The sequence below is a fragment of the Streptomyces sp. NPDC107765 genome (genome assembly GCF_055657085.1).
Map to the genome: position 1 here is coordinate 235,864 of NZ_JBVKBL010000012.1, position 17,483 is coordinate 253,346.

The 17,483-nt window shown below is 74.0% G+C and carries 11 protein-coding genes; 6 read left to right on the plus strand and 5 right to left on the minus strand.

Going from position 1 to position 17,483, the window contains the following annotated elements:
* Positions 1-82: 82 nt before the first annotated feature.
* The 3 genes from ACZ7MX_RS27590 to ACZ7MX_RS27600 all read right to left on the minus strand — a co-directional run bounded on the left by ACZ7MX_RS27590 (position 83) and on the right by ACZ7MX_RS27600 (position 7,158).
* On the minus strand, positions 83-1,543 hold the full coding sequence (locus ACZ7MX_RS27590; RefSeq protein ID WP_472135923.1) for a glutamate synthase subunit beta: 1,461 nt from the start codon (positions 1,541-1,543) through the stop codon (positions 83-85).
* Positions 1,536-6,137 carry a glutamate synthase large subunit gene (gltB, locus tag ACZ7MX_RS27595; protein WP_472135924.1) on the minus strand — a complete coding sequence of 1,534 codons (4,602 nt, stop codon included), beginning with the start codon at positions 6,135-6,137 and terminating at the stop codon, positions 1,536-1,538. Before gltB ends, ACZ7MX_RS27590 begins: the two co-directional genes overlap by 8 nt.
* A 289-nt stretch (positions 6,138-6,426) precedes the next feature.
* On the minus strand, positions 6,427-7,158 hold the full coding sequence (locus ACZ7MX_RS27600; RefSeq protein WP_472136007.1) for a VIT1/CCC1 transporter family protein: 732 nt from the start codon (positions 7,156-7,158) through the stop codon (positions 6,427-6,429).
* A 299-nt stretch (positions 7,159-7,457) separates the two neighbouring features.
* Here ACZ7MX_RS27600 and ACZ7MX_RS27605 point away from each other — a divergent pair, with 299 nt between their 5' ends.
* From ACZ7MX_RS27605 to ACZ7MX_RS27630, 6 genes are read left to right on the plus strand one after another with little or no spacing between them, the layout of a single operon-like run.
* Positions 7,458-8,675, plus strand: coding sequence for an ADP-ribosylglycohydrolase family protein (locus ACZ7MX_RS27605; protein ID WP_472135925.1), 1,218 nt, complete (start codon positions 7,458-7,460; stop codon positions 8,673-8,675).
* On the plus strand, positions 8,672-9,964 hold the full coding sequence (locus tag ACZ7MX_RS27610) for an ADP-ribosylglycohydrolase family protein (protein ID WP_472135926.1): 1,293 nt from the start codon (positions 8,672-8,674) through the stop codon (positions 9,962-9,964). Before ACZ7MX_RS27605 ends, ACZ7MX_RS27610 begins: the two co-directional genes overlap by 4 nt.
* The gene (locus ACZ7MX_RS27615) at positions 9,961-11,274 is read left to right on the plus strand and encodes an ADP-ribosylglycohydrolase family protein (protein WP_472135927.1); all 1,314 of its coding nucleotides are present in this window, start codon (positions 9,961-9,963) and stop codon (positions 11,272-11,274) included. Before ACZ7MX_RS27610 ends, ACZ7MX_RS27615 begins: the two co-directional genes overlap by 4 nt.
* Positions 11,271-12,809: an ADP-ribosylglycohydrolase family protein gene (locus ACZ7MX_RS27620; RefSeq protein ID WP_472135928.1), complete on the plus strand. Its 1,539-nt coding sequence runs from the start codon at positions 11,271-11,273 to the stop codon at positions 12,807-12,809. Before ACZ7MX_RS27615 ends, ACZ7MX_RS27620 begins: the two co-directional genes overlap by 4 nt.
* The gene (locus tag ACZ7MX_RS27625; RefSeq protein ID WP_472135929.1) at positions 12,806-14,065 is read left to right on the plus strand and encodes a CaiB/BaiF CoA transferase family protein; all 1,260 of its coding nucleotides are present in this window, start codon (positions 12,806-12,808) and stop codon (positions 14,063-14,065) included. Before ACZ7MX_RS27620 ends, ACZ7MX_RS27625 begins: the two co-directional genes overlap by 4 nt.
* A gap of 14 nt (positions 14,066-14,079) precedes the next feature.
* Positions 14,080-15,123, plus strand: a complete 1,044-nt coding sequence (locus tag ACZ7MX_RS27630) for an HpcH/HpaI aldolase/citrate lyase family protein (protein ID WP_472136008.1) — start codon at positions 14,080-14,082, stop codon at positions 15,121-15,123.
* Positions 15,124-15,208: 85 nt separating this feature from the next.
* Here ACZ7MX_RS27630 and lgt read toward each other — a convergent pair whose 3' ends face one another.
* Positions 15,209-16,324 (minus strand): prolipoprotein diacylglyceryl transferase, encoded by a 1,116-nt coding sequence (gene lgt / locus ACZ7MX_RS27635; protein WP_472135930.1) that lies wholly within the window; start codon positions 16,322-16,324, stop codon positions 15,209-15,211.
* A 96-nt stretch (positions 16,325-16,420) separates the two neighbouring features.
* Positions 16,421-17,404, minus strand: a complete 984-nt coding sequence (locus ACZ7MX_RS27640; protein ID WP_472135931.1) for a DsbA family protein — start codon at positions 17,402-17,404, stop codon at positions 16,421-16,423.
* Positions 17,405-17,483 lie beyond the last annotated feature (79 nt).

Here is a 17,483-nt window from a genome sequence, read left to right on the forward strand (position 1 = left end):
TCCGGGGCAGGCCCCGGTTCCCGTGCCTCCGTACGACGTTGTACGGGACATTCAGGGACGGTCGCGCACGGTGCGCGCCGGGTCAGACGGCCAGTGCGCGGTCCGTCGGCCTGATGGGGGCCGGCAGGGCGCTGGCTCCCGTCAGGAAGCGGTCCACACCGCGGGCGGCGGAGCGGCCCTCGGCGATGGCCCACACGATCAGCGACTGGCCGCGGCCGGCGTCCCCGGCGACGAACACGCCGGGCACGTTGGTGGCGAAGTCGGCGTCGCGGGCGACGTTGCCGCGGGCGTCGAGCTCCAGGCCGAACTGCTCGACCAGGCCGTTCTGCTGGTCGGTGCCGGTGAAGCCCATGGCCAGGGTGACCAGTTGGGCGGGGATCCTGCGCTCCGTGCCCGGCTTCTGCTCCAGCTTGCCGTCGACGAACTCCACCTCGGTGAGGTGCAGCCACTGGACGTTGCCGTCCTCGTCGCCCTCGAAGTGGGTGGTGGAGACGGAGTAGACCCGCTCGCCGCCCTCCTCGTGTGCGGAGGTGACCTTGTAGAGCATGGGGAAGGTCGGCCACGGCTGGCCGGCGCTGCGCTCCTCGCCCGGCCTCGGCATGATCTCCAGCTGGGTGACGGAGGCCGCGCCCTGGCGGTGGGCGGTGCCGACGCAGTCCGCGCCGGTGTCGCCGCCGCCGATGACGACCACGTGCTTGCCCTCGGCGGTGATCGGGGCGACCGTCAGGTCGCCCTCCTGCACCTTGTTGGCGAGCGGCAGGTACTCCATCGCGAAGTGGATGCCCTTGAGGTCCCGGCCGGGCACCGGCAGGTCGCGGGAGGTGGTGGCGCCGGCGGCGATGACGACGGCGTCGTAGCGCTTGCGCAGCTTCTTCGCGTCGATGTCGCGGCCGATCTCCACCTCCGTGCGGAACTTGGTGCCCTCCGCGCGCATCTGCTCGATGCGGCGGTTGATGTGGCGCTTCTCCATCTTGAACTCGGGGATGCCGTAGCGGAGCAGGCCGCCGATGCGGTCCGCGCGCTCGTAGACCGCGACGGTGTGGCCGGCCCGGGTCAGCTGCTGGGCGGCGGCGAGACCGGCCGGGCCGGAGCCGATGACGGCGACGGTCTTGCCGGAGAGGCGCTCGGGCGGCTGCGGGGTGACATCGCCGTTGTCCCACGCCTTGTCGATGATGGAGACCTCGACGTTCTTGATGGTCACCGGCTGCTGGTTGATGCCCAGCACACAGGCGGCCTCACAGGGCGCGGGGCACAGACGACCGGTGAACTCCGGGAAGTTGTTGGTCGCGTGCAGCCGCTCGCTGGCCTCGCTCCAGTCCCCGCGGTAGGCGTAGTCGTTCCACTCGGGGATGAGGTTGCCGAGCGGGCAGCCGTTGTGACAGAAGGGGATGCCGCAGTCCATGCAGCGCGACGCCTGCTTGCTGATGATCGGCAGCAGGGAGCCGGGCTGGTAGACCTCGTTCCAGTCCTTGACGCGCTCCTCGACGGGGCGGGTCTTGGCAGTCTCGCGCTCGTGGGTCAGGAAGCCCTTGGGGTCAGCCATTGGTCGCCGCCTCCATCATCTTCTCGTGGGTCTCGGACTCGGAGAGTCCGGCCTGCTCGGCGGCTTCCTTGGCGACGAGCACTGCCTGGTACGTGGGCGGGATGACCTTGCTGAACCGCGGGGCCGCGGCATCCCAGTCGGCGAGGAGCTTCTCGGCGACGGTGGAGCCGGTCTCCTCCTGGTGGCGACGCACCACGTCGTGCAGCCACTGCTTGTCGTTCTCGTCCAGCGGGTGCACCGCGCCGGCGAGTTCCTTGTTGACGTTGTTCTTGTCCAGGTCGATGACGTAGGCGAAGCCGCCGGACATGCCCGCCGCGAAGTTGCGGCCGGTCTCGCCCAGGACGACCGCGTTGCCGCCGGTCATGTACTCGCAGCCGTGGTCGCCGACGCCCTCGGAGACCACCGTGGCACCGGAGTTGCGGACGCAGAACCGCTCGCCGACCCGGCCGCGCAGGAACAGCTCGCCGCCGGTGGCGCCGTAGGCGAGGGTGTTGCCGGCGATGGTGGAGTACTCGGCGAGGTGGTCGGCACCGCGGTCCGGGCGGACGACGATCCGGCCGCCCGAGAGGCCCTTGCCGACGTAGTCGTTGGCGTCGCCCTCCAGGCGCAGCGTGATGCCGCGCGGCAGGAACGCGCCGAAGGACTGGCCGGCCGAGCCGGTGAAGGTGATGTCGATGGTGTCGTCGGGCAGGCCGGCGCCACCGAACTTCTTGGTCACCTCGTGGCCGAGCATGGTGCCGACGGTCCGGTTGATGTTGCGGATCGCGACCTGGGCGCGGACCGGCTGGGCGGCCTCGGCGGTGTCCGCGGCCAGCGCGTCGGCGGCGAGCTTGATCAGCTCGTTGTCGAGCGCCTTCTCCAGGCCGTGGTCCTGGACGGTGACCTGGTGGCGGACCGCGCCCTCGGACAGCTCGGGGACGTGCAGCAGCGGGGCCAGGTCGAGGCCCTGCGCCTTCCAGTGGTTGACGGCCCGGGTGGTGTCGAGGAGTTCGGCGTGGCCGATGGCCTCGTCGAGGCTGCGGAAGCCCAGCTCGGCCAGGAGCTCGCGGACCTCTTCGGCGATGAACTGGAAGAAGTTGACGACGTATTCGGCCTTGCCGTTGAACCGCTCGCGCAGCGTCGGGTTCTGGGTGGCGATGCCGACCGGGCAGGTGTCCAGGTGGCAGACGCGCATCATGACGCAGCCGGAGACGACCAGCGGTGCGGTGGCGAAGCCGTACTCCTCGGCGCCCAGCAGGGCGGCGATGACCACGTCGCGGCCGGTCTTGAGCTGGCCGTCGGTCTGCACGACGATGCGGTCGCGCAGGCCGTTGAGCAGCAGGGTCTGCTGGGTCTCGGCGAGGCCGAGCTCCCAGGGGCCGCCCGCGTGCTTGAGCGAGGTCAGCGGGGAGGCGCCGGTACCGCCGTCGTGGCCGGAGATGAGGACGACGTCCGCGTGGGCCTTGGAGACGCCCGCGGCGACCGTGCCGACGCCGACCTCCGACACCAGCTTCACGTGGATACGTGCCGCCGGGTTGGCGTTCTTGAGGTCGTGGATCAGCTGGGCGAGGTCCTCGATGGAGTAGATGTCGTGGTGCGGCGGCGGGGAGATCAGGCCGACGCCGGGGGTGGAGTGCCGGGTCTTGGCGACCCAGGGGTAGACCTTGTGGCCGGGCAGCTGGCCGCCCTCGCCGGGCTTGGCGCCCTGCGCCATCTTGATCTGGATGTCGTCGGAGTTGACGAGGTATTCGCTGGTCACGCCGAAGCGGCCGGAGGCGACCTGCTTGATGGCCGAGCGGCGCGCCGGGTCGTAGAGGCGCTCGGGGTCCTCGCCGCCCTCACCGGTGTTGGACTTGCCGCCCAGCTGGTTCATGGCGATGGCGAGGGTCTCGTGCGCCTCCTGGGAGATGGAGCCGTACGACATGGCGCCGGTGGAGAAGCGCTTGACGATCTCGGAGGTGGGCTCGACCTCGTCCACGGGGATGGACGGGCGGTCGGACTTGAAGCCGAACAGGCCGCGGAGCGTCATCAGGCGCTCGGACTGCTCGTTCACCCGCTCGGTGTACTTCTTGAAGATGTCGTAGCGGCGGCTGCGGGTGGCGTGCTGCAGCCGGAAGACGGTGTCCGGGTCGAAGAGGTGCGGTTCGCCCTCGCGGCGCCACTGGTACTCGCCGCCGATCTCCAGCGCGCGGTGGGTGGCGGCGATGCCGGAGGCCGGGTACGCCTTGGCGTGCCGTGCGGCGACCTCCTTGGCGATGACGTCCAGGCCGGCGCCGCCGATCTTGGTGGCGGTGCCGTGGAAGTACTGGGCGACGAACTCCTCGTCCAGGCCGATGGCCTCGAAGACCTGCGCGCCGCGGTAGGAGGCGACGGTGGAGATGCCCATCTTGGACATGACCTTCAACACGCCCTTGCCGAGCGCCTTGATGAGGTTCTTGATGGCCGTCTCGGGCTCGACGTCGGGCAGGAAGGTGCCGGCGCGGACGAGGTCCTCGACGGATTCCATGGCCAGGTAGGGGTTGACCGCGGCGGCGCCGTAGCCGATGAGCAGGGCGACGTGGTGCACCTCGCGGACGTCGCCGGCCTCGACGAGCAGCCCGACCTGGGTGCGGGTCTTGGTGGCGATGAGGTGGTGGTGAACCGCGGAGGTCAGCAGCAGCGACGGGATCGGGGCGTGCTCGGCGTCGGAGTGCCGGTCGGAGAGCACGATGAGCCGGGCGCCGTCGGCGATGGCGGCGTCGGCCTCGGCGCGGATCTCCTCGATGCGGGCGGCCAGCGCGTCGCCGCCGCCGGAGACGCGGTAGAGGCCGGAGAGGGTCACGGCCTTCATGCCGGGCATGTCGCCGTCGGCGTTGATGTGGATGAGCTTCGCCAGCTCGTCGTTGTCGATCACCGGGAAGGGCAGGGTCACGCTGCGGCAGGAGGCCGCGGTGGGCGTGAGGAGGTTGCCCTGGGGGCCGAGGGAGGAGATCAGCGAGGTGACCAGTTCCTCGCGGATGGCGTCCAGCGGCGGGTTGGTGACCTGCGCGAACAGCTGGGTGAAGTAGTCGAAGAGCAGCCGGGGGCGCTCGGAGAGCGCGGCGATCGGCGAGTCGGTGCCCATCGAGCCGATCGGCTCGGCGCCGGCCTTGGCCATGGGGGCGAGCAGCACCCGCAGCTCTTCCTCGGTGTAGCCGAAGGTCTGCTGGCGGCGGGTGACCGAGGCGTGGGTGTGCACGATGTGCTCGCGCTCGGGCAGGTCGGCGAGCTCGATCAGACCGGAGTCCAGCCACTCCTGGTAGGGCTGCTCGGCGGCGAGCTGCGCCTTGATCTCGTCGTCCTCGATGATGCGGTGCTCGGCGGTGTCGACGAGGAACATCTTGCCGGGCTGGAGGCGGCCCTTGCGGACGACCTTGCCGGGGTCGATGTCGAGGACGCCGACCTCGGAGGAGAGCACGACCAGGCCGTCGTCGGTGACCCAGTAGCGGCCGGGGCGCAGGCCGTTGCGGTCGAGGACCGCGCCGACCTGGGTGCCGTCGGTGAAGGTGACGCAGGCGGGGCCGTCCCAGGGCTCCATCATCGTGGAGTGGTACTGGTAGAAGGCGCGCCGGGCCGGGTCCATGGAGGTGGAGTTCTCCCACGCCTCCGGGACCATCATCAGCACGGAGTGCGGCAGCGAGCGGCCGCCGAGGTGGAGCAGCTCCAGGACCTCGTCGAAGGAGGCGGAGTCGGAGGCGTCCGGGGTGCAGACCGGGAAGATCCGCTCCAGCGCCGACTCGCCGAAGAGCTCCGAGGCGAGCTGGGACTCGCGGGCACGCATCCAGTTGCGGTTGCCCTGGACGGTGTTGATCTCGCCGTTGTGCGCGACGAAGCGGTACGGGTGCGCGAGCGGCCAGCTCGGGAAGGTGTTGGTGGAGAAGCGGGAGTGGACCAGGGCGATCGCGGTGGCGAAGCGGCGGTCGGACAGGTCCGGGAAGAACGGCTCCAGCTGGCCGGTGGTCAGCATGCCCTTGTACACGATCGTGCGGGCGGACAGCGAGGGGAAGTAGACCCCGGCCTCGCGCTCGGCGCGCTTGCGCAACGCGAAGGCCTTGCGGTCCAGGGCCAGGCCGGTGTTCTGCCCGTCGGCGACGAAGAGCTGGGAGAAGGCCGGCATGGTGGCGCGGGCGCCGTTCCCGAGCAGCTGCGGGGCGACCGGGACGACGCGCCAGCCGATGACGTCCAGGCCCTCTTCGCCGGCGATCGTCTCGATGCGGGAGACGGCGTCGGCGGCGGCCTGGGCGTCGGACGGCAGGAAGGCGATGCCGACGGCGTAGGCGCCGGCCTCGGGGAGCTCGAAGGTGACGTTCTCGCGCAGGAACGCGTCCGGCACCTGGAGCAGGATGCCGGCGCCGTCGCCCGAGTCGGGCTCGGAGCCGGTGGCACCGCGGTGCTCCAGGTTGGTCAGGACGGTGAGCGCCTGTTCGACCAGTGCGTGGCTGGCCTCGCCGGTGAGGGTGGCCACGAAGCCGACGCCGCAGGCGTCGTGCTCATTGCGCGGGTCGTACATCCCCTGCTGGGCGGGGCGCCCGTCCATGGGCGACCAGGCGGCGTGGGCGCTGCTGGTGGTCCCGGAGTGCGTGGACGCGAAGCGCATCGGCTCTCCCAACGTCGTCGTGGCATAGGCATTGCCGAGGGACGACGTTGGCCCTCCGCGAAATTTCGTGCAGGTTACAGGATGGCCCGCTTCCCGAGAACCGAAAAGAGGCTTCCAACATGCGGACACCGCAGGCGCGGTGGGTCGTGAACGCGGACGGAAGAGAGCCGTCCCACAGGGCGGCGTTCGGCGAGCGACATTGCCCGCGACGCCAGTGCCTTATGCCCGGTCGTCAACGAACCGAAACCGCGGGGTAACAGGTTAATTATGCAGCCGCCCGCATGACACGTCACCCTACGACGGTGCCGAACAGCGCTCCCAGGAGGTACGTCACACCCGAGGCGGCGCCGCCGAGGGCGAGTTGGCGCAGTCCGCTGAACCACCACGAGCGGGCCGTCACCCGCGCCACGACGGCACCGCAGGCGAAGAGTCCGACCAGCGCGAGCAGCACCGCGGGCCAGATCGCGGAAGCGCCCAACAGGTAAGGAAGAACAGGCAGCAGCGCGCCCAGCGCAAAGGATCCAAAGGAAGAAATGGCGGCCACGGCCGGGGAAGGAAGGTCGGACGGGTCTATTCCCAATTCCTCGCGGGCGTGGATCTCCAGCGCCTGCTCGGGGTCGCGGGAAAGCTGTTCGGCGACCTTGCGGGCGAGCTCCGGCTCGACCCCGCGGGACTCGTAGAGGGCCGCGAGCTCCTCCTGTTCGTCCTTGGGGTGCCTGCGCAGCTCGTCGCGTTCGATGTCCAGCTCGGCCTGCACCAGCTCGCGCTGCGAGGCGACCGAGGTGTACTCCCCCGCGGCCATCGAGAAGGCACCGGCGGCCAGCCCGGCGAGGCCGGTGATGATGATCGTCTGCTGGGACAGCGCACCGCCGGCGACACCGGTCATCAGGGCGAGGTTCGACACCAGACCGTCCATCGCACCGAAGACGGCGGGGCGCAGCCAGCCGCCGTTGACGTCGCGGTGGGTGTGGTTGTCGCGGTGCGCCACGTGCGTCGGCGCCGCGGCATCCATGATCTCCATGACGGACATATCGGGACCTGCTCCCTTCCGCGAGGTGTGGGCCGATGGCGGCACTTCCCCCTGCAACCCCTCGAAGTTATGCGGGGATCACCCTCCGCCGCTAGCAAGGAAGGCCGAACTTACCGCGCTGACCTGCGGTTTCTTCGAAAAGTCGGTGATGGGAGGCCGGTCACGGGCGGTGATCGGGCTGCTTGCGGGCCCGTTTCCGGCGCCGTACGGGCGTCCCGCCGGGGCGTCGACCGGGTGACCTCGCGGCCAGGCAGAGGAGAGCGGGGGCGCCGCGTGGCACGCATAGCACCATGAGCGCAGCGGACCCCCCGTCCCCGGAGCGGGGCGCCCCGGGCCCGGCCGGCGACGGCGTACGCGACCGGGCCCGCGGGGCGCTGCTCGGGCTCGCCGTGGGGGATGCCCTGGGCGCTCCCGCGGAGAACATGAAGCCCTCGCAGATCCGCCGCCGCTGGGGCCGGATCGAGGGCTACGTCGAGGACGACCCGGCCGGCACCGACGACACCGAGTACGCGATCTTCTCCGGGCTGCTGCTGGCCGCGCACGGCTCGGCACTGACCGTCGCGGACGTCGAGGCGGCCTGGCACCAGTGGATCGCCGACCGGGACGAGGGGCCGTTCCGCGGCGCCGGCTTCAGCGAGCGCGGCACCCTGGAGAACCTGCGCCGCGGGCTGGCCGCCCCGATCTCCGCGCAGCACCGGCACGCGTGGAGCGACGGGCTGGCGATGCGCGCCGCGCCGTTCGGGGTGTTCGCGGCCGGCCGGCCCGCCGAGGCCGCCCGGCTGGTCGCCATCGACGGCACGGTCAGCCATGACGGCGAGGGGATCTACGGGGGCCGGGCGGTGGCCGCCGGGGTGGCCGCCGCGATGGTCGCCCTCCCCCAGGAACCTTCGGGCTCCGGTCCCGGCGGGACCCCGCTCACCGACGTGGTGGTCGCCGCCGCGCTGTCCGTCGTCCCGGAGGACTCCTGGACCGCCCGCTCGCTGCGCCGGGCGGTGGGCGCGGCCCAGCGCTGCGGCCACGATCCGGGCATCACCCGGCTCGGCACGGAACGCGCGGTGCGCTCCGCCGTCGTGGTCGGCGGCTATCCCTGGACGGACCTGGCGCCGGAGGCGGTCGGGCTGGCCTTCGGGGCGTTCGCGGCGGCCCGCGGCGACTTCCGGGGCTCGGTGCTGACCGCGGTCAACATGGGCCGGGACGCCGACACCACGGCCGCGGTCGCCGGGGCCCTGGCCGGAGCACTGGGCGGGGCCGGCGCCATCCCCGAGGAGTGGGCCCGGGCCATCGGCCCGGCACGCGGCAGCTGCCTGCCGTCGATGGCGGGCTACCACGTCCTGGACATCGCCGAGCTGCTGGCACCGGGCGGGGCGGACGGCGGACGGACGGAGGAGCGCCGGGCGGAGGAGCGCCGGGTGGACGAGAGCGGGGCGGACGAGAGCGGGGCGGACCGGAGCCCTGCGGCGGAGCCCGTTCCCGCGGACCGGGCCGCGGCCGGGGTGGGCACGAGATGAGCGGCCGGGCGGGCGACGGGGCCGGCGGGGCGGCCGCCGGCGGCCCCGTCGCGGCCGCGCGCAGCCGGATCGAGGGGCTGCTGCTCGGGCTGGCCGCGGGGGACGCCGCCGGATGGCCCGCGGCCCGGCACCGGGCGGCGCGGATGCCGGAGTGGACCCGGCGGCTCACCCGCGAGCTGGACACCTTCGCCGAACAGAACGCCACCACCACGCTGCCGGTGCCGATCGCCCTGAACCAGCCGCCCGAGCCGCTGCGGCTGGGCCCGTCCGACGACGCCGAGTGGGCGGCCTTCACCGCCGGGTCCGTGCTGACCGCGGCCGGGGCGCTGCTCAGCGACCTGGGCCGCAACCGCCGGATGCGGGCCGCCCTCGACCTCGCCTGGAACGCGCTGGCGAGCGAGGTCGCCGCGGCCGCCGACCGGGCGCCCGAGGTGGAGTCCGCCGTCCTGCCGCTGCGCGCCCGGATCTCGGTGCGCGCCGGGCTCGGCAACCTCGCCGCCGGGCTGCGGCCGCCCGCCACCGGCCACGACAACCCGCACTTCTTCGACGACGCGGCGTGCGTCCGGGCCGCCGTCCTGGCCGTGGTGCACCCGGGCGACCCGGCCGCGGCGGCGGACCTGGCCGAGTACGACGCGCGCTACACCCAGGACGGCGACGGGGTGCACGGGGCCCGGGCGATGGCCGCCGCGGTGGCCGCCGCGCTCGGCGGCGCCCCGGCGTCCGGCGCGGTGGACACCGCGCTGGCCCAGCTGCCCGAGGGCACCGAGATCCGCCGCAACGCCCTGCACGCCCTCCACCTCGCCCGGATCCACGCCGCCGACCGGCCCGGCCGCCCCGGCACCGCGTTCGCCCTGGTGCCGGTCCTGGAGCACGAGATCGTCGACCACGTCTACAGCTACGGCATCGCCGCCGCCGAGACCGTCCCGGTGGCCCTGGCGCTGGCGCTCGCGACCGACGGGCAGGTCGCCGAGGCCGTACCGGCCGCCGCCTGCCTCTCCCGGGTCGCCGACTCCGCGCCCGCCCTCGCCGGGGCGCTGACCGGTGCGCTCACCGGCGCCCCCGCGCTGCCCCGCACCTGGCGCGACGCCTGCCGGGTGCTGTCCGGCTGCGCACTGCCCCGGCTGGCCGGCACCGACCTCGTCGAACTGGCCGGCGCGCTGGCCCGGGCGGAGCTGACCGCCCCGGAGGGCCCCGCCGGCGCCGGCCCCGCGGCCCCGCCCGGAGCCGCCCCGAAGGCCGCTCCGGCCTTCTCCCCCACCCCTCTCGTGGAAGGACTCCTCCGCACATGACGTACACCAGCGACACCGCACCCGAGGCGCCGGGCGCACCCGATGCCCTCGGCGCCGGGGCCACCCAGGTCCTGCCCGTCACCCCTGTCGCGGCCGTCCCGCCCACGCCGGCCGCCCCGCTCGCCCCGCCGGTCCGGCCCGACACCCCCTCCCTGGAGGACCGGGCGATCGGCTGCCTGGTGGGTGCCGCGGTCGGGGACGCGCTCGGCGGTCCGGTCGAGGGCCGCACGCCGGAGGAGATCGTCAAGCGGTACGGCGGCCGGGTCACCGGCATCGTCGGCCCGTTCCACGACGACTGGCGCACCGCCCGCCCCCTCGCGCCGTACCACAAGGGCAACGGCCACGTCACCGACGACACCCTGATGACCCATGCGCTGGTCCGGGTCTACGAGTCGGTGCGCGACCACCTCGACGCCTACGACGTCGCCGACCACCTCGTCCCGGACCTGATCGGCAACCCCCGCTGGATCCCGGAGCTGGAGGCCGAGGCGCTGCCGCTGCAGCGGATCTTCCTCGCCGAGAAGTGGATCGTGGCCCGGCTGCACTACGGGCACGCCGATCCGCGCGAGGCCGGCGTCGGAAACATCGTCAACTGCGGTGCGGCGATGTACATGGCGCCGGTCGGCGTGGTCAACGCCGGCAATCCGGACCGGGCCTACGCCGAGGCGCTGGACATCGCCGGTGCGCACCAGTCCTCCTACGGGCGGGAGGCGGCCGGGGTGTTCGCCGCGGCGGTGGCCGCCGCGTTCGCGCCCGACGCCACCCCGTCCTCGGTCGTCGTGCAGGCCCTGCGGCTGGCGAAGGACGGCACCCGCGCCGCGATCGAGGCGGTCTGCGAGGCCGCCGCGACGCTGGACGACCACGAATCGGCGGTGGCGGCGCTGCGGGCGGCGGTCGCCCCGTTCGACACCGTCGGCCCGGACTACCGCAACCCCTCGCTCGGCGCCCGCCGCCCCTCCCGGCTGCACGCGATCGAGGAACTCCCCGTCGCGCTGGGCATGTTGCTGGTCGGCGGCGGCGACTTCCGGTCCACCGTGCTGGGCTCGGTCAACTACGGACGGGACTGCGACTCGATCGCCACGATGAGCGGCGCGCTGGCCGGTGCGCTGCGCGGCGCCTCGGCGGTGCCGGAGGAGTGGAGCAGCGAGGTCGCCCGCGCCAGCCGCCTCGATCTGCAGGCCCCCGGCGCGGCGCTGGCGACCGTCGCCCGGGAGATCTTCACCCGCGACCGGGCCCGCGCCCGCACCCACGAGCAGGCGTTCACCGCGATCTCGGCCATCCCGGCGATGACGGAGGCGGGCGTACGGTGACGGCGAAGGCGCCGGCCACCGCCCGCCCGGCCCCCGCCGCACCGCTCCGGCTGACCTGGGTGCAGCCCGAGGACCTGCTCGGGCACGAGCTGCGGCAGGCGGCCGAGGACGGCCGGGACGCGGCCGCGGTGGCCCGGATCGCGCGACGCTGGCAGTCGGCGGGCGGGGCGCCGGCACCGGACCGGGCGGGCGCCTCGGACCGCCCCGCGGACCCGGCACTGCGCGCCACCGCGACCGCTCTGCTCGACGAACTCGCCGCGCTGCCCAGCCCGTTGGCCGATGACGAGCCGACAGAACTGACGGCCATTCAGGCCGCTTGCCCGTCATGGCCGTCGGCGGCTACCGGCAGGATTGCCGAGCGGCCGGCCGCCGCCCGGCTGGAGGCCGCCTGGCTCGGGCGGGCGGCCGGCTGCCTGCTCGGCAAGCCCGTCGAGAAGCTGCCGCTTGAGGGCATCCGCGCGCTCGCCCGCGCGACCGGGAACTGGCCGCTGACCTCGTACTTCACCGAGGAGGGGCTCGATCCGGCGGTGGCCGCGCGGTACCCGTGGAACCGCCGCAGCCGCGCCACCTCGCTCGCCGGGGTCCTCGACGGGATGCCCGAGGACGACGACCTCAACTACCCGCTGCTGAACCTGCTGCTCCTCGAACGGCACGGGCCGGACTTCACCGCCGCCGACGTGGCGCGGCTGTGGCTGGACGAGCTGCCGGCCGGGCGGACCTTCACCGCCGAGCGGATCGCCTACCGCAACCTGCTGGACGGCATCGAGCCGCCGCACACCGCGCGTCACCGCAACCCGTTCCGGGAGTGGATCGGCGCGCAGATCCGGGCGGACGTCTTCGGCTGGACCCGGCCCGGCGACCCGGCCGCCGCCGCGGCGCTGGTCTGGCGGGACGCCACGCTCAGCCACACCGCGGGCGGCGTCCACGCGGCGATGTTCACGGCCGCCGCGCTGGCCGCGGCCGGCGGAGGCACCGATGTGCACGGCGCGCTGCGGACCGGGCTCTCGGTGGTCCCGCCGCGGTCCCGGCTGGCCCGGGCGGTCCGCCGCGGCATCGCCCTGGCGTGCGAGGCGCCGGACCGGTCACCGGCCGGATTCGCCGCCGTCGCCGACCAGTTGCACCGCGCGTACGGCCACTACCACTGGGTGCACGCGGTGCCGAACGCCGCGCTGCTGGCCGCCGCGCTGACCCACGCCGACGGTGACTTCGCCGGTTCGGTGTGCCGGGTGGTGTCCGGCGGCTGGGACACCGACTCCAACGGGGCGACCGCCGGATCGCTGACCGGGCTGCTCGCCGGCGCACCGGACGCGCTGCCCGGACGCTGGACCGCGCCGCTGCGCAACCGGCTCACCACCGGCATCGGCGGGCTGGACGGCATCGGCTTCGACGCCCTCGCCCACCGCACCGCCGCGCTCGTCGTCCCGCCGGACCGCGTCGCGCCCCTGCCCGACCGGGTCTCCCCCGACCGAGGCTCCCCTGACCGAGGCTCCCTTGAGCCAGGCCCCGCCGACCGACCGGAGGCAACCGCACCATGACCGACCCGTCCCTGTCCGGGATGTCCCGGCCCGCGGCCGGTGGGCCCGCGCACCCGGACGCCGCCCCCTCCCCCGGCCCGCTCGACGGGCTGCGGGTGATCGACCTCGCCACCCTGTTCGCCGGGCCGCTCGCCGCCACCCTGCTCGGCGACTTCGGCGCCGAGGTGATCAAGGTCGAGCATCCGCACCGGCCCGACCCCGCGCGCGGCCACGGGCCCGCCAAGGACGGCGTCGGGCTGTGGTGGAAGCTGCTGGGCCGCAACAAGAAGGCCATCACGCTCGACCTCTCCCATCCGGGCGGCCGGGAGGTGCTGCTGCGGCTGGCCGCCGGGGCGGACGCCGTCATCGAGAACTTCCGGCCCGGAACCCTGGAGAAATGGGGGCTGGGCTGGGCGGAGCTGTCCGCGGCCAACCCGCGGCTGGTGCTGGCCCGGGTCACCGGCTTCGGGCAGTTCGGCCCGTACGCGCGGCGCCCCGGATTCGGCACCCTCGCCGAGGCGATGAGCGGGTTCGCGGCGATCACCGGGGAGCCGGACGGGCCGCCGACCCTGCCGCCGTTCGGCCTCGCCGACGGCATCGCGGCGCTCACCGCGGCGTACGCCGTGATGGCCGCGCTGCACAGCCGGGCGGCCACCGGCCGCGGCCAGGTCATCGACCTGGCGCTGATCGAACCGCTGCTGACCGTGCTCGGCCCGCACCCGCTCTGGTACGACCAGCTCGGCCACGTCCAGCCGCGGACCGGCAACCGCTCCGCCAACGTCGCCCCGCGCAACACCTACCGCACCGCCGACGGCTCCTGGGTCGCGGTCTCCACCTCCGCCGAGTCGGTCGCGGAACGGGTGATGCGGCTGGTCGGCCGGCCGGAGGTGATCGACGAGCCGTGGTTCGGGACCGGCGCCGGCCGGGCCCGCCACGCCGACGAGCTGGACGCGGCGGTCGGCGACTGGATCGCCCGGCACGACCGGGCCGAGGTGCTGTCCGCCTTCGAACTGGCCGAGGCGGCGATCGCGCCCGTCTACGACGTGCGGGACGTGCTGGCGGACCCGCAGTACGCGGCGCTGGGCTCGATCACCGAGGTCCCGGACGACGAACTCGGCCCCCTGCGGATGCAGAACGTCCTCTTCCGGCTGTCCGAAACCCCGGGCGCCATCCGGTGGGCCGGCCGTCCGCACGGCGCGGACACCGACGGGGTACTGGCCGCCCTCGGCCTGGACGAAGCGGAGATCACCGGACTCCGGGAGGCGGGCGCGCTGTGACCAAGCCCGTGCCGATGCCCCACGAGGCCCCCGCCGCAACGCCGCTGACCTGGCTCTACGTGCCCGGTGACCGGCCCGGGACGGTCGCCAAGGCGCTCGGCTGCGGGGCCGACGTGGTGGTGCTCGACCTGGAGGACGCGGTCGCCCCGGACCGCAAGGAGTACGCGCTGCGGGCCACCGCCGAGCTGCTGAGCGACCCGGCGCCGGGCCCGGCTCCGGTGCACGTCCGCGTCAACGCGCTGGACGGTCCGCTCGCCGAGCACGAGATCCGCACCCTCGCCGCGCTGCCGGGCCTGGCCGGGCTGCGGCTGCCCAAGGTGCAGGGGCCGGCCGACATCCGCCGGGCCGCGGGCTGGGCCACGACGGCCGCCGGGCCGCTCGGCGGGCCGGCCGGCGGACGGTTCGCGGAGCCGGTCGCCACCCCGCTGACCGCACCCGCCCGCACCGGCCGGCTCGCCGCCGGACGCACCGCCCGCGGCCCCCGTACCGTCCATCCGGGCCCCGGCACGGCCACCGCCACCCTCGCCCCTACGGCCGGCCGGGCCACCCGCGCACTGCCCGCCACCCCGGCGCTCTACGCCCTGCTGGAATCCGCCCTCGGCATCGAGCACGCCTTCGCCATCGCCACCGCCCACCCGGCGCTGCGCGGGATCGCGCTCGGCGAGGCGGACCTGGCGGCGGAGCTGGGGGTACGGGACGAGGCGGGGCTGGCCTGGCCGCGCAGCCGGGCCGTGGTCGCCGCCCGGGCGGCCGGGCTGGCGCCGCCGCCGCAGTCGGTCTACCCGGACGTGCACGACCTGGAGGGACTGGCCCGGTCCTGCGCCCGGGGCCGGGCGATGGGGTTCCTGGGCCGGGCGGCGATCCACCCGCGCCAGCTGCCGGTCATCGAAGCGGCCCACCTCCCCTCGCCGGAGGAGATCGAGGCGGCGGCGGAGATCGTCCGGGCGGCCGCCGCGGAGGGCGGCGCCCAGGCACTGGCGGACGGGCGGTTCGTGGACGCGGCGGTGGTCGCCGGCGCCCGGCGGGTGCTGTCGCTGGCCGCGCGCGGACAACGCTGACCACGCAGACAATGAGGCGGCCCGGGACACGGGGTCCCGGGCCGCCTCAGGCTCGAAAACGTCAGGCTCGAAAAACGTCAGGTGCTCAGGACTTCTTGCTGTCCGCGGCCTCGGCGGCCGGCTCGTCGGCCGCCGGCTCGTCAGCAGCCGGTACGTCCGCGGCCGCCGCCTCCGGCTTCCCGGCCGGCGCCTGCTCCGCCTGCTCGGCGGCCTTCGCCGGCTTTTCCGTCTTCGCCGCCGGCTCCGTCTTCGCGGCGGGCTTCTCGACCGAGACCTTGTCCTCGGCCCCGTCCTCGGCTTCCGGGGAGGCGCCGTCGGCGGACTCGCCCTCCTCGTCGCTCTTGGCGGCCGCGGCGGCCTCCGCGGCCGCGCGCTCCTCCAGCGCACCGGGCTCGACGACCTCTTCGCGGCCGGGCGCCTTCTTGGCGGACACCACGAAGTAGACGACGGCCAGGATGAAGACGATCAGCGCGGTCCAGACGTTCAGCCGCAGGCCCAGGATGTGGTGCGCCTCGTCGACCCGCATGTACTCGATCCAGGCGCGGCCGGCGCAGTAGGCGGCGACGTACAGCGCGAAGGCCCGTCCGTGGCCGAGCCGGAAGCGCTTGTCGGCCCAGATCACCAGCGCCGCGACGCCGATGCACCACAGGCACTCGTAGAGGAAGGTCGGGTGGTAGGTGCCGCCGACGCGTCCGATGGCCGGGTCGGAGCTGATCTTCAGCGCCCAGGGGAGGTCGGTGGGCTTGCCGTAGAGCTCCTGGTTGAACCAGTTGCCCCAGCGGCCGATCGCCTGGCCCAGCGCCAGGCCGGGCGCCAGCGCGTCGGCGTAGGCCGGCAGCGGGATGCCACGGCGGCGGCAGCCGATCCAGGCACCGACCGCGCCGAGCGCCACCGCACCCCAGATGCCCAGACCGCCCTCCCACACCTTGAAGGCGTTGAGCGGGTGCCCGTCCTTGCCGAAGTACGGCTCGTACGTCGTGATGACGTGGTAGAGGCGGCCGCCGACCAGTCCGAAGGGCACGGCCCACACGGCGATGTCCGCGACCGTTCCGGAGCGGCCGCCGCGCTGGACCCAGCGCTTGTTGCCGAGCCAGACGCCCACGAAGACGCCGATGATGATGCAGAACGCGTAGCCGCGCAGCGGGATCGGGCCGAGGTGTACGACGCCGACCGACGGGCTGGGAATGAATGCGAGTTCCATGGCAGGGACGACGCTACCGCGCCGGGCCGGGTCGGCGACAACCCGCCCGGCTACGGCTCCGTAACGACCCCGCCGGTACGTCGTGACGCTGTGTGGTCAGAAGGAGGGCGAGGCCCCGGCCCCGTGGCCGGCGTGCGCGCCGGTGCCGGGTGCGCCGCCGGCGCCCTTGCCGGGCGGGGCACTTGGGGCGGGTGAGGCGCCGTGGCCCCGCGACGCCCCGTGGCCCCGTGATGCTCCATGGCCCGAGGACCCGCTGTGGCCCGGCGAGGCGGGGGCGGACGGGGCTCCGGTGCCCGGCTGCTTGCCCTTGCCGGCGTCCAGCACCATCTTCTTCAGGTCCGCCGGGGTCATCCGGCCGCCCTTGACCTTGGACAGGTCCTTGCCGTTGAGCAGGACGGTCGGGGTGCCGCGGTACCCCGAGCGGGCGAAGGCGTCGTTGGACTTGCGGACGAAGGCGTCGTACTTGCCGTCGTTGACGCATGCGGTGAAGGCCGGGGTGGTCAGGCCCTTGACCTTGCCGGCCAGCTGGAGGAGGTACTTCTTGTCGGCGAACTTGTCCTCCTGCTCGGGCGGCTGGTTCGCGTAGAGGACGTCGTGGAAGTCGCGGAACCGTCCGGCGTCCTGGGCGCACAGCGCGGCGTTGGCCGCGTTGAGGGAACCCTTGCCGCCGGCATTGCCGTCGATGATCGTCACGAGGTGGTACTCGCTCTTCAGCCGGCCCTGGTCCTGGAGTTCGTGGATCACCGGGCGGAAGCCGGTCTCGAACTGCTGGCAGGCGGGGCAGCGGAAGTCCTCCCACACCGTGAGGGTGGAGGGGGCGTTCGGTGCGCCCACCGGGACGGCCGGTCTGCCGCCGCCGCTGGCCTGCTTGGGCAGGGCCGTCTCGTTGTCGGAGCTGCTGCCGCCGCTGCCCGACGACATCACCCAGGCGGTGATGCCGCCGGCGATCGCCAGCACCACCAGCACCGCCCCGGCGACGATCGCCTGCCGGCCGCGCCGGGCGCGTGCCTGCTCCTTCTCCCGCTGGGCCTGCAGCCGCTCGCGGGCGCTTCTCTTACCCTCTTCGTTCTTCTGGCTCACGCCCCTGACAAACGAAGCGGAGGGGTGCCGCCGCACCCCTCCGCACCGATGTTCGCCCTATCGAGGGACGGCGTTCCGT

Coding starts and splice junctions, on each gene's coding strand:
- lgt (WP_472135930.1), bottom strand. CDS start 16,324: ATGGAACTCGCATTCATTCCCAGCCCGTCGGTCGGCGTCGTACACCTC.
- ACZ7MX_RS27605 (WP_472135925.1), top strand. CDS start 7,458: ATGAGCGCAGCGGACCCCCCGTCCCCGGAGCGGGGCGCCCCGGGCCCG.
- ACZ7MX_RS27615 (WP_472135927.1), top strand. CDS start 9,961: ATGACGTACACCAGCGACACCGCACCCGAGGCGCCGGGCGCACCCGAT.
- gltB (WP_472135924.1), bottom strand. CDS start 6,137: ATGCGCTTCGCGTCCACGCACTCCGGGACCACCAGCAGCGCCCACGCC.
- ACZ7MX_RS27630 (WP_472136008.1), top strand. CDS start 14,080: ATGCCCCACGAGGCCCCCGCCGCAACGCCGCTGACCTGGCTCTACGTG.
- ACZ7MX_RS27625 (WP_472135929.1), top strand. CDS start 12,806: ATGACCGACCCGTCCCTGTCCGGGATGTCCCGGCCCGCGGCCGGTGGG.
- ACZ7MX_RS27610 (WP_472135926.1), top strand. CDS start 8,672: ATGAGCGGCCGGGCGGGCGACGGGGCCGGCGGGGCGGCCGCCGGCGGC.
- ACZ7MX_RS27590 (WP_472135923.1), bottom strand. CDS start 1,543: ATGGCTGACCCCAAGGGCTTCCTGACCCACGAGCGCGAGACTGCCAAG.
- ACZ7MX_RS27600 (WP_472136007.1), bottom strand. CDS start 7,158: ATGGAGATCATGGATGCCGCGGCGCCGACGCACGTGGCGCACCGCGAC.